This is a genomic window from Gardnerella sp. DNF00497B, assembly GCF_049262725.1.
In the GTDB taxonomy this organism is placed as follows: Bacteria; Actinomycetota; Actinomycetes; order Actinomycetales; family Bifidobacteriaceae; genus Bifidobacterium; species Bifidobacterium leopoldii.
Genome location: NZ_CP058400.1, coordinates 85666 through 98278 on the forward strand (window position 1 = coordinate 85666; position 12613 = coordinate 98278).

A 12613-nucleotide genomic window follows, 5' to 3' on the forward strand; every position below is an offset into this window, starting at 1 on the left:
TTTGCTGATGGGTTCTTACTTTAGTGTTTGTCACTGGTAAGGGCGTATGGTGGATGCCTTGGTAGACAGGACCGATGAAGGACGTGACGGGCTGCGATATGCCTCGGGGAGCTGCCGAGTGGGCTTTGATCCGAGGATTTCCGAATGGGGAGACCCGGCCACTGTTATGAGTGGTCACCACAGTTTTTGTGGGGGGTACGCAGGGAAGTGAAACATCTCAGTACCTGCAGGAAAGGATACTCCGTGAGTAGTGGCGAGCGAAAGCGGATCAGGCTAAACCGGGTGCGTGTGATAGCCGTCAGGTGTTGCGCATTCGGGGTCGTGGGATGGACTGTTCAGCCTCTGACGGGGTTGAGGAGAGTGATAAAATGTCGTGCTAGGTGAATGGGATTGAATTCCCAGCCGTAGAGGGTGATGGCCCCGTAGCTTGTCGTGCGATGTCTCTTTATGTTTATTCCCAAGTAGCGCGGGACTCGTGGAATCCCGCGTGAATCTGCCCAGACCGTTGGGTAAGCCTAAGTATTCCTGTCTGACCGATAGTGTACTAGTACCGTGAGGGAAAGGTGAAAAGCACCCCGGGAGGGGAGTGAAATAGTTCCTGAAACCGTGCGCTTACAATCCGTCGGAGCCTTCTTTGTGGGGTGACGGCGTGCCTATCGAAAAATGAGTCTGCGAGTCAGTGGTATGTGGCGAGGCTAACCCGGGTGGGGGAGCCGTAGCGAAAGCGAGTTTTAAAAGGCGTTTGAGTCGCATGTCCTGGACCCGAAGCGGGATGATCTAGCCCTGAGCAGGTTGAAGCGCGGGTAAGACCGTGTGGAGGACCGAACCCACCTAGGTTGAAAACTGGGGGGATGACTTGGGGTTAGGGGTGAAAGGCCAATCAAATTCCGTGATAGCTGGTTCTCTCCGAAATGCATTTAGGTGCAGCGTCGTGTTATTGCTTACAGGGGGTAGAGCTACTGGATGCTTGCGGGCCCATACCGGGTACCAATAGCAGCCAAACTCCGAATACCTGTTAGGTTTATCACGGCAGTGAGTCGGCGGGGGATAAGCTCCGTCGTCAAAAGGGAAACAGCCCTGATCGTCGTCTAAGGTCCCGAAGCGCGTGCTAAGTGGGAAAGGATGTGGAGTCGCATAGACAGCCAGGAGGTTGGCTCAGAAGCAGCCATCCTTGAAAGAGTGCGTAACAGCTCACTGGTCTAGTGGTTCCGCGCCGACAATGTAGCGGGGCTTAAGCACGCCACCGAAGACGCGGCTGCATGAATTTTGTTCATGCGGGGTAGGAGAGCGTCCTGTATGGGGTGAAGCGGCAGTGTGAACTTGTCGTGGACTTTACAGGAGTGAGAATGCAGACATGAGTAGCGAGAGACGGGTGTGAATCCCGTCCGCTGAATGACTAAGGGTTCCGGGGCCACGTTCGTCGTCCCCGGGTGAGTCGAGTCCTAAGGCGAGGCCGACAGGCGTAGTCGAATGGATGAACGGGTTGATATTCCCGTACCGGTGTTACACCGTTCGAACTGAATCTGAGAGTACTAACCTTCATTTTCTTGTTGATTGCCTTTCGGGGTTGTTGATGGGTTTGTGTTGGGACTGTATCGGTAGTAGGTTAGCGTGGGAGTGACGCGGGTAGGTAGCCGGCTGCGGAGGTGGTTTTCCGTGGCTAAGCGTGTGGGCTGTCTCCTAGGTAAATCCGGGGGATGTTAAGCTGAGGCGTGATGGGTAGGCTGTAAGGCTGATTCCGGTGATCCTGCTTGCCAAGAAAAGCTTCAACGTGAGGTGTGATTCCGCTCGTACCCTAAACCGACACTGGTGGTCTGGTAGAGTATACCGAAGCGATCGGGCGAATCCTGGCCAAGGAACTCGGCAAATTACTCCCGTGCCTTCGGCATAAGGGAGACCCCTGATGGTGATATGGTTTTACATTGTTGAGCTGTTGGGGGTGGCACAAGCTAGGGGGTAGCGACTGTTTACCAAAAACACAGGAGCGTGCGAAGGCGTAAGCCGCTGTATACGCTCTGACGCCTGCCCGGTGCCGGAAGGTTAAGAGGATCCGTTAGCTTCGGTGAAGCGGTGAATTTAAGCCCCGGTAAACGGCGGTGGTAACTATAACCATCCTAAGGTAGCGAAATTCCTTGTCGGGTAAGTTCCGACCTGCACGAATGGCGTAACGACTTCCCCACTGTCTCGGCCAGGAGCCCGGCGAAATTGCAGTACGAGTAAAGATGCTCGTTAAGCGCAGAAGGACGAAAAGACCCCGGGACCTTTACTATACCTTGGTATTGTCGTTAGGTGTGGATCGTGTAGCATAGGCGGGAGGCTGTGAAGCGTGGGCGCTAGCTTGCGTGGAGTCGACAGGTGAAATACCGCTCTTTCCATATCTGGCGTCTAACCTCGACGCGTTATCCGTGTCAGGGACAGTGCCTGGCGGGTAGTTTAACTGGGGCGGTTGCCTCCTAAAGAGTAACGGAGGCGCTCAATGGTCCGCTCAGCCCGGTTGGCAATCGGGTGTTGAGTGTAATCGCACAAGCGGGCTTGACTGTGAGACTGACGGGTCGAGCAGGGACGAAAGTCGGAGATAGTGATCCGGTGCCGGCGTACGGACGTGGCATCGCTCAACGGATAAAAGGTACCCCGGGGATAACAGGCTGATCATTCCCAAGAGTCCATATCGACGGGATGGTTTGGCACCTCGATGTCGGCTCGTCGCATCCTGGGGCTGGAGCAGGTCCCAAGGGTTCGGCTGTTCGCCGATTAAAGCGGCACGCGAGCTGGGTTCAGAACGTCGTGAGACAGTTTGGTCTCTATCCTCTGCGCTCGTTGGAATGTTGAGGAGACCTGCCCATAGTACGAGAGGACCTGGGTGGACGAACCTCTGGTATGCCGGTCGTCACGCCAGTGGCGCTGCCGGTTAGCTACGTTCGGAAGGGATAACCGCTGAAAGCATCTAAGCGGGAAGCCTGCTCCAAGATAAGCATTCCTTGCACTTTAGTGTGTGAGCCCCCATGTAGAACACGTGGTTGATAGGCTAGATGTGGAAGCCCTGTAAGGGGTGGAGCTGACTAGTACTAACGGGCGATGGTGACATTCTTCCTCACTTTTACTAGTGGGGAGGGTGAGTTCCTTATGAGTATTATTCTTCTAGCGTTAATGAGTACTGAATGTTTTGCTTAACGATCAGTTGGTAAAAGAGTTTTTACGCGCGTTCATGTCCGGTTCCCTAACCGCCACGTGTTGCCACTCAATGGTTTTGAGTGTATAATCTAGTTTTGCGGTGGTCATGGCTCAGGTGAGACGCCCGGTCCCATTCCGAACCCGGAAGCTAAGGCCTGACACGGCGAGGGTACTGCACTCGATAGGGTGTGGGAGACTAGCACGCTGCCGCATTATTTTTCTAGCGGGGAGTTTTTTACTCCCCGCTTTTTTCATATTCGCATACTGTTCTTTCGTTTTCGTATACTGTTATCTGTAATCCTTCAAACGTGGGCGCGACGACCTGTCTGAGCGCTGCGATTTAGCGCGCGAAGGCAATTCGGAGCGGAAACTCGCTTAAGTTGGAAGTCCAGTGGACTTCCAACGCGAGTTTCGTAGCGAGCACGTATAGTGCGAGTGTCGTCTCGCAAATGGAGCGTAGAGCGAGGGTTAACCCTCCAAACGTGAGAGAGTGTTCTCACAAATGGAGCGCAACACACACCGACACACTCCAAACACGAGGAAAAACTGCGGGCATTTGTGGTCAAAAATGCCGGGACTCTCGCGCTATAAGCACTCAAGCAGGTCGTCGCGCAAACACGAGAGAGAACACTGCGTGCGTATTCGGTGCGATATACTAAAAGCATGACTACACAAACTTTTGAAGCACTCGCAAAGTCGCGATTTTCTGCACGTGATTTTCTAAATAAACCTGTCGATTCTAAAATACTTGAAACTATTTTGCAAACAGCTGCACAATCACCGAGCTGGTCCAATACGCGTGGCTACATGCTCGCTATTGCTCAAGGAGAACGCAAGCAGCAGCTAATCGACGCATATGTGCAAAAATGCAAAGCAATGTTTCGTACTAAAGACGCTACCCTTAGCGAAGAAGAGCGCCTGATAGCGCAGAAAATGAGCCAGCCGGATGGAGATTTTCTTGTAATGGCTCCGTATCCACAATCACTTAAAGAGCGTAGCGCTCGTTTAGGGTTGGCGTTGTATAAACATTTAAATATTGATCGCAAAGATTTTCCTGCTCGAAATGCTCACACTTTGCGCAACTTCCAGGCGTTCGGTGCGCCAGTTATGGGATTTGTGCTTGTTCGCCGCGATTTTCTGCCGTTTGCTGCGCTGGATGCTGGAATTATGCTACAAACGTTACTGTTGGCAGCTAAAGAGCAAGGCGTAGATTCATGCCCCCTTGGCGTTCTTGCTACATGGCGTTCACCGCTTGACGAAGTATTCGACATTCCTCCGGAGTATGCGCTGATTACTGGTTTTGCGTTAGGGTATGCGTCTGAAGCGCACGTAAATGCTTTCCGCGCGGAGCATCCGCCAATCGAGCTTGCGCAGGAAAAGTAACTTCGCACGAACCAACCTATCTTGCAAAATCCAAAGTACTTTGGAAAATATCAGATAGAAGTGCCGGAAATACCAGGATTATTTACTCAAGTGCGTAGGCTTGATCAGGTTGCAGCAATGGTAAAAGATGCTGCTGCAACTTTAAATGTTAAAGTCAATGGCGTGAAAGTAACTCCGAAACTTAGTGAGCAAGATGAGCTTATGCTTCAGCGCATGTTAGATGCAAAATCGGCAGCTATAAAAACTCAGCAAGAGGCATCTATGCTTATGTGTGAAACGGTTCGCATACTAAGGAATCAGGGATTGACGGTTCGTGATGTTGCAGAGCTTACGGGGGTTACTCCGCAGCGAATAAGTTCGCTTAAAGCTTAGTGATTCAAAGCAATGTGGTTGAGGCTATGCGCAAGTAAGTCGCTTAGTAACGCATAAACTCTATGCAAAACAAATAAATAACGGATAAATAAGTAAAGGTCAAGCCGTAGGATGCATGGATGCAACTTGACCTTTGAAAATTGTGATATGTTTTTAAGTTAAAATCGCAGTCTAATGCTTTTATTTATTCTTGGCAATTCCAAGAGCTTTTGAACTTTCATCCTTGTCAAGGCCTATAAATAGAAGCACGATTATGCCAATAATCAGCGGAACATAACCGTATCCAGATCCGTGGATTATGCCGAATATTTCCATAAGCCCATTTGCTATTACAGCTAGTGAAGATACGATAAAATATAGCTGCGCGCACCACGGTTTTTTAATGAGAAACATGGTTGCAAGACCAAATAATCCAGCGATAATTTGAGGCACCCCCCATAGATAATCATTACGCATTACAATCAGCGCAATTCCGCTAGCAAGAAATACACCATTGGCTATTGTCCAAAATACGGACGGAATTTGTGCTTTTGTATCTTCTAAATTACTCATATTCTTCTCCTTCTAATACAAGAAAATAATTGTGTATATAAAACTTTGACAATTTATAAATTAATGGCGTGCTAAAAGGTGAACAATATCTTGTATATGAAAACCTTTACAAATAATTACTAACTAAAACTGCTTAAGATTCATTAATCTTTTAAACTGAATCAGTAAAGCATACTATCTATACAGTTATGTTCATTTTTGAAAGGAATAACTGCATTACATTCCCAATACTTACCAAAGGCTCGAAAATAGAGTGAACCGCCTAAATGCTTTATGGTATCGCGATGAAGCAGAAGTCCTTTTTGAGATACTGAGCGAATTGCATCTTTACTTTTTCCGCCCAAAAATCGAACATTGAACTGTTCTATAACAATTTGTTTTTCGCGTATCGAAATTCTGATGTAATAAACTAAAGAAGCATATTTTCGCATGTTCAAATATAGTTCTTCGATTAATTCAATAACTTCACAGATGATTTCATTGCTAATGTCTTCAGGAATATCGTTACTAGATATATTGCATATGGATCTTCCTTTTAATCCACAAGATGTATTGATTGAGTCGTTCATTTGTAGTGTATCTTCAATGTGCTGGATGAACTCGCTTCGAGCATCTTGCTTAGCAGTATTTCCACGTAGAATGTCGATAATATTATGTCCTTCTTCAAAAGCCTGATCTGCCAAATCATTTATTGCCTCAATAGCACTTCGCTGTTTTTTAGAAATAGACTTGTCAAGTAATGCTATTTTACTTTGTAGTGCAATATCTGCAATCTTATTAGTTAATCTATCGTGCATTCGCACAGCCAGATGAAGATTATTAATTGTTTGCTTATCTTTTTCATAAAGAACCATTTTTTGGTGAGAAATGCGCAAAATAATACCAGTGCAAACGCAAAATATATTTATTAAAAGGTAAGCAATAAGATACTTGAAAGACAAAGTTGATAAGTATCGGTATGCAACGTAGTGTAATGCATCTATTACTAAGAATAAAGGTAGTGTAAATTGAATCGGATATAAATACGAAATAAAAACAAATGATATGATGAGCCCGAAAGTTACTGGTGGAAGATTCAGACTAGGAATAACAAGAATGCTGAGATGTACAAAAATATAGCACATGCTCATAAAATGCGGGAGCAAGCAAAGAAACAGATTTATAGCAGCAAGAATCATGTAAACTATAACAAGTTGTATTGTGCTATTGTCGCTATTTGAGTAAATATATGCATCCATTGCGCTTGACAAACACCCCAATAGTAAAAATGTTTTATTGTCAATAAGCTTTTCTCGCAAACGCCGCATTAAGAAAATAATCATTGTGTATCATTTCCTAAATATTCATCATGCAGCCATGTAGTAATAAGTTGTGAACGATTTGTCACATTCAATTTTTTGAACACGCGACGAAGGATAGTTTCCACAGTACAAGTTTCAACAAATAAACGTTTGGCGATTTGCGCATTAGTCATGCCTTTACTGCACAACTTTATAATTTCAGTCTCATGATTCGTTAAAGCAAGGCGTCCATTTTTTGGCTTATTTTGCAAACGCTGAAATGCTGTCGTCGTGTCGTCAAAATGAAGATCTCCTATTATTTGTGGCTTGAACGTGCCATGGGCAATACTGCTAAGCATGGCGCAAATGGTTTCTGGGTGGTTCTTTCCAACAATGCCTTGCGCGCCTGCTGTTGATGCTTTTAAAGCATAATCGTTGATAGGGAATGAAGTTATAGCAATTATTATTGGGAGTGAGTATCTTCTTCGCAATTCGTATAATATTTTAATTCCCGAAACCCCAGACATATACATGTCAATTAGCAGCACGTCTGGGCATTGATTTTGACAAAACTGAATTGCTTGATCGGCGCACGTGGACAACCAGCAAATATTGCAGGACGGAACAACCTGTTCAATATATGTTTTTAGGCCGTGTAGACAAAAACAATCATCATCAACAATGCCAACAGTAATATGCTTTGCTATCATATTGCTCCTTTAGAAAAGCATTATTTAAGTAATAATAGTACTTGAATTTGTATGATGAATATCTTGTCTAGGAAAACCTTTACAAAGCAGATTGTATAAAGGTAGTTACTGGAGCTTATGGGGGTTACTCCGCAGCGAATAAGTTCGCTTAAAGCTTAGTGATTTAATCACAATGTGGTTGGGGGCTATGCGCACGGAAGTCGCTCAGTAGTGTATAAACTCTATGCAAAACAAATCATTCTCTGGTATTACGCAAGCTCCAAGAATCATAAATAAAATCATCATTTAGTCTGATGCAAACTCTTTACGGCGATTATAGGCTATTAAGCAAAAGCTTAAATCTTCAATAAAGTGACAATTATAAAAGCGTCAATTGTAACATTATCAAGCACTTTATTTATTTTGGATCAGTTTGAGAGGCTTGTTTCGACGCATACTATGTGTCTACGAGTTTGGTGAGTAAGGAGATTTGTATTATGAGTAAATTTATGAAAGTACTCTTGCTTGCTGCTCTGCCAGTGTGTTTGCTTACTGCATGCTCTGGTAGAGCAGTTGATGATAGTCAACAGCAGGCATCACATGATTCAGTTCCGCTTGTTTCAGTCAAAAAACAGCCTTTAACACAAGTTGTGTCGGGTAAAGCAACAATAGAACAATCGTCTACCTTTGTTATCACTGCTGTAAGTAGAGGGAATTTTTCTCCATCGGTAAAGGCAGGAAGTGCTGTAAAAGCTGGAAGTGTTCTAGGTTACAATGCTGGTAACAAAATTATTGCTCCTGTAGACGCTAAAGTTGTGTCAGTAGCTGAATCGTCTGCGGACGTGCCTAAATCTTTCCCACTATTCACTCTTAAATATGAAGGTTTTTCAATAAGCCTTAATGCAAAAGCTTTACTTCGTTCTGCGGATATTACAGATGTTAAAGGTCGCTTCCAAATTGAAGACGGTGTTGGACCAACCAATTGTTTGCAAATAGTACAAAGCGGTGGAACTTCTACCGATATTGCAGCCTCGGGTAGTAGCAAGAATGATAATGCTGATTCGACTCAAACAGATGAGTCGAGCGCGCAAAGTACACCTAGTGTATCGTCAAAAGTTTTAACGTGTTTAATAGATAAAAGCACAGAAGTAGAATCAGGCCAAAATGCGACGCTTGTTTTTAATGGCAAGCATAAACAATCGGTTCTAACGCTGCCCGTTAGTGCGGTTGCTGGAAGAGTTCAAAAAGGTTTAGTCTCATACAAAAAAGGCGATAATTGGGAGCGTAAAGAAGTTGGTCTTGGAATAAGTGACGGCGCTAATATTGAGATTACGTCTGGTTTGCATGAGGGTGATGTTGTAGCAGGTGTTTCTCCTGATCTCATTCCAGGAGTGCAATGATTATGGGAAACAATCCTGTTCCATTGGTTGAACTACAAGACGTGTCAGCGCGTGTAAAACTAGGCAATGGAGAATGGCTTACCACTGTTAACTCTGCTTCTATGTTACTTAACCAGGGTGAAACATACGCGGTAGTTGGCAGGTCTGGCTCCGGCAAAACAAGTCTTATTTCTATTATTGGATTTTTGAATAAAAATTTTACTGGAAAATACTACTATTCTGGCAAGTCAATCCAAAAGTGTAGTGATACTACAGTATCGCATATGCGCGCTAGAAATATTGGTTTTGTTTTCCAAAACTATTCGCTTATTAAGCATTTAAGCATTAGAGAAAATGTTGAGTTGCCGCTTTTGTACGCAGGACTACAACAAAGCAAGCAGACAAGAAGAAAAACGATAGAAGAAGCATTATGTGCTGTTGGATTGCAAGATAAACTCAACGAATACCCTGGAAGGCTATCAGGCGGTGAACAGCAGAGAGTCGCGATAGCGCGTGCTCTCGTCACTAATCCCGAATTACTTATTTGCGATGAGCCAACTGGTGCGCTCGATAGTAGTACGGGAGAAAAAGTGCTTCAAGTGTTGCATGATCGTGTTAAAGAATCTGGAACAACATTACTATTAGTCACTCATGATATGAAAGTGGCTCGTTCTTGCTCTCACATTTTTACTATGGAAGGCGGTGTTCTTTATGATTATGTTGCTTAAAGATTTGCGCCTTTCTCCTATGAGATCCTTCCTCACAGGTTTTTCAATGTTTATAGGCATCATTGCCGTTATTGCGTCAGTGCTTATCGGTACGGTTGGTAAGGACTATCTTATTGCAACTAATGAACAGCTAAATGGTCGTAGACCAACATACGAGATTACTTTTTCAGCACAAAATTTTGACGAATATTCAGTATTTAACAAATTCTTAAATCGCATTGAATCCGCAAACCGTAACGCTAACGTTATGCTACAACCAAACACTGGACTACTGTTTAGCGCTTCTATGCCAGCCTCGAAGAGTGTAAAAATAAGCAAAGAATATAAGACTGGCAATCTTCAATATGTTGACGCTGTTTACACTACGGCAGGATACAACAAAGTTTATAACTTACCTATTGTAAGTGGAAGATGGTTTAGTAATAGCGCTAAAAGCAACGCATTAGAAATGGTAGTAAACCAATCTGCTAGCAAAAGATACAAGATTGGTGAAGTAGCATTTATTACTTCTCGTAAAACAACACAAATGAGTCCTATAAGGATTGTTGGAGTTGTGAACGATGGCGTAGACTCAGCAAAAGTATACGTGAATATTCTAGGATTATTACGTTACGCTCCAACTCTTTGGGAATATTCTGGAAAAGAAACTCAAGGCTCAATCTACTGGTTGAATAAAGAAAATCGTTCTCAAAAATCAATTAAATCTTATGTTTCAGATGCTCTTTACGACTGTTGCGATGGACAAGTAAACGAAATTAGAAGACATGATAATAGTGATGATTACGAGAATGTTATAACAGTATTGCAATTAAGTTTTGCTATCGTAGCAGCATTATTGCTTTTTGTTTCCGCGTTAGGTTTAATCAATATTGGTTTAGCATCGTTGGAGCAGCGCACGCATGAACTGCTTATACGCAGAGCCTTGGGTGCTACTAGATGGTCGATTGCTTCACTCGTGTTAGGCAGTGCGATTATTTTAGCGCTGATAGTTTCGATTGCTGCTGTCGCTGTTTCTTTTGGCCTTGTGTCTATAGCATCAAGTTTTTGGGATGTAGCAAGCCCAGTTAGTCCGCCAGTTTACCCATATGAAGCCGCTATTGGAGCTGTTATTGCGGCTTTTATTACAGCGCTTGCTGGAAGTGTGGTGCCGGCAATAAAAGCATCACGTTTACAACCAGCATTAGCATTGCGTTAATTTTCAAAAAATAAGAAAGAAGGAATAATGAATAATCATACTATTGGTAAAGCAACTCTTATTGTTGGTGTGCTTAGTGCGCTTCTTATGTTTAATGCGTGTGGAGGAATAGGCAATAATGATGCGAGTGGTGTGGGTGGTGCGCGCTCGCAAAATAGTTCGCCTAGAGAGATTGTTGATTTTGCTCATATAGAGAAGGAATATCAGGAATCTGTGGCAAAGCTTAGTTGGCCTGAAAAATATAAAGCTCCTGCAAACTTGGTTGGAGAAGAAAAAGACGGCCAGTTCCAGAGTGGATATGGTGATACGCAAGCATCTAATTATTATCAGTGTGCTTGGGAACGGCAATGGTTAGACACGTATGCTAATGATGAGCAAGCGGCAAGTAAAGCTCTGCATGAGCTTGAAAAAGTGCCTAGCATGCCGTTTATGGGTCCAGACCGTTGTGATGATGCAACGCGAAACTTTTTTAAAGAGCACATGCGTAAAGCAAAACTGGGAGATCCGTCAGGATTCCAACAGGATGTGCAAGCTAATTGTCCTGTGATGTAATTGCATTTGTATAGCTTTATTGTGCTTTCGCACTAAATAGCTTGTTATATGCTTCTTTTTACCCATGTTGATGGTGTCCAATAATCTTTGGTAAGCATTGATGGGTATGTTTGTTTACGAGCTTGAATAATCCATAAGGCTATACCTGTTGAAACAAGTATTACGCCAGCTGCAATCATTATGAATAATGATGAATTTAGATTTCCCCATGCTAGTACGCTTGCATACCCTACGATAATGCCGCATTGCTCCATAATAGAAGTAAAAGTAGTAGTTGCGCCGAGAATGTGTGTTGGTATGCCGTCGAGAAGAGCTGTTTGCCCATAGACAATAGTGGCGTCAAAAATAATACCTGCAATGAAAGCAGAGCAAAGAAAAAGAGCAATCCAATTATTAAGTGCGAAAATAAGTAAAGGAATAGAAAGGAATCCAGGTAGTAAAATAGAGTATAAAATCTCATAATGCAGCACAATATATTTGCATAATAGCGAACCTACAATCATGCCAATGTTAAATATGCTGACTATTGATCCCCACGTGGATGCCGAATGAAAAAGTGTGAGACAATGGTGTGCTCCCATTAGTCTAAATGCAGCAAGCCATGATCCAGATTGTAATGCTGATACTACTCCTAAGACTATTAACCATGGTGTAGATTTCATATAGTGTAGAGAAGCTGCAAAACCAGCAGTTTTACTGCTTCCTGTCTTCGTATTGTTTGCGCTATTTTGTGCTTGCTGGTTTAGATTAACTAACAGTAGAGGTAGCGCCGCTAGTATCATCACAATAGCAATGCTCGTAAAGAAAATGAGCGGATTGCATATATCAACAAATATGCCAGTGATAGCAGGTGCAGCAAGCCTGCTGAGATTAATCCACATGCGCATGCTTGCTAAAAATTTGGTTTTTTCGCCAGCTGGCGCGCTATATGCCATTAATACTTTTTGATTAGGCGAAGAAAATGCAGTAAAGAACCCGAATATTATGCCGAGTAGTGTAACCGTAATAGCAATAAGATTATGCTGTGCTACTAAAGCGAAACCGTATCCAGTACACAGCAAGGCAAAGCAGAACGTTAGAGCTATAAACAATCTAGTTGGTGGATATTTATCTGCGATAATGCCGCCAAGCGGTGCTGCTATGCAGGTCATAAGCGCTACTGATACCGCGTTAAGCGCTGCGTGAGATAAGTCGACATGTATTAAAAGATATAGGCTTACGCCAAATCTACAGCTTGTTATAAGAAAGGCATTAAGCGATAAAACGGCAATAATAAGAGTTGTGCGAATTCGTGCCGCAGCGTTCATTTCCT

Annotated in this window: 10 protein-coding genes and 2 rRNA genes; 8 read left to right on the plus strand and 4 right to left on the minus strand. The window is 43.7% G+C overall.

The genetic code is table 11. The annotated features are described in order from the left end of the window. Positions 1-26: 26 nt before the first annotated feature. The 4 genes from HXT26_RS00335 (at position 27) to HXT26_RS00350 (ending at position 4926) form a co-directional block, all read left to right on the plus strand. Positions 27-3088, plus strand: a 23S ribosomal RNA gene (locus HXT26_RS00335). A 179-nt stretch (positions 3089-3267) separates the two neighbouring features. Beyond that, positions 3268-3384, plus strand: a 5S ribosomal RNA gene (gene rrf, locus HXT26_RS00340). A gap of 450 nt (positions 3385-3834) precedes the next feature. Then, positions 3835-4554: a nitroreductase family protein gene (locus HXT26_RS00345; protein WP_116442874.1), complete on the plus strand. Its 720-nt coding sequence runs from the start codon at positions 3835-3837 to the stop codon at positions 4552-4554. A gap of 21 nt (positions 4555-4575) precedes the next feature. Then, positions 4576-4926, plus strand: a complete 351-nt coding sequence (locus tag HXT26_RS00350) for an XRE family transcriptional regulator (RefSeq protein ID WP_231880178.1) — start codon at positions 4576-4578, stop codon at positions 4924-4926. Between the two features lie 180 nt (positions 4927-5106). Here HXT26_RS00350 and HXT26_RS00355 read toward each other — a convergent pair whose 3' ends face one another. From HXT26_RS00355 to HXT26_RS00365, 3 genes are all read right to left on the minus strand, one after another. After that, a complete protein-coding gene (locus HXT26_RS00355; RefSeq protein ID WP_004112863.1) occupies positions 5107-5478 on the minus strand; it encodes a hypothetical protein in 372 nt (123 codons plus the stop codon). A 161-nt stretch (positions 5479-5639) separates the two neighbouring features. Continuing rightward, positions 5640-6800, minus strand: coding sequence for a histidine kinase (locus tag HXT26_RS00360; protein WP_101886215.1), 1161 nt, complete (start codon positions 6798-6800; stop codon positions 5640-5642). Next, complete coding sequence (locus tag HXT26_RS00365) at positions 6797-7468, minus strand: response regulator transcription factor (RefSeq protein WP_004118376.1); 672 nt, start codon at positions 7466-7468, stop codon at positions 6797-6799. Before HXT26_RS00365 ends, HXT26_RS00360 begins: the two co-directional genes overlap by 4 nt. A gap of 476 nt (positions 7469-7944) precedes the next feature. On the opposite strand from HXT26_RS00365, the gene HXT26_RS00370 reads away from it, so the two are divergent. The 4 genes from HXT26_RS00370 to HXT26_RS00385 are packed head-to-tail and all read left to right on the plus strand — an operon-like array spanning position 7945 to position 11301. After that, positions 7945-8847, plus strand: coding sequence for an efflux RND transporter periplasmic adaptor subunit (locus HXT26_RS00370; RefSeq protein WP_064340329.1), 903 nt, complete (start codon positions 7945-7947; stop codon positions 8845-8847). Then, entirely contained in the window at positions 8844-9554 is a 711-nt protein-coding gene (locus HXT26_RS00375; RefSeq protein ID WP_422112001.1) for an ABC transporter ATP-binding protein, read from the plus strand. Before HXT26_RS00370 ends, HXT26_RS00375 begins: the two co-directional genes overlap by 4 nt. Continuing rightward, positions 9538-10749, plus strand: coding sequence for an FtsX-like permease family protein (locus tag HXT26_RS00380; protein ID WP_174163491.1), 1212 nt, complete (start codon positions 9538-9540; stop codon positions 10747-10749). The genes HXT26_RS00375 and HXT26_RS00380 overlap by 17 nt, the downstream gene beginning before the upstream one ends. A gap of 27 nt (positions 10750-10776) precedes the next feature. After that, positions 10777-11301, plus strand: a complete 525-nt coding sequence (locus HXT26_RS00385) for a hypothetical protein (protein WP_174163495.1) — start codon at positions 10777-10779, stop codon at positions 11299-11301. A 44-nt stretch (positions 11302-11345) separates the two neighbouring features. On the opposite strand, the gene HXT26_RS00390 is transcribed toward HXT26_RS00385, so the two are convergent. Further along, complete coding sequence (locus tag HXT26_RS00390) at positions 11346-12608, minus strand: MFS transporter (RefSeq protein WP_174163499.1); 1263 nt, start codon at positions 12606-12608, stop codon at positions 11346-11348. Between the last annotated feature and the right edge of the window lie 5 nt (positions 12609-12613).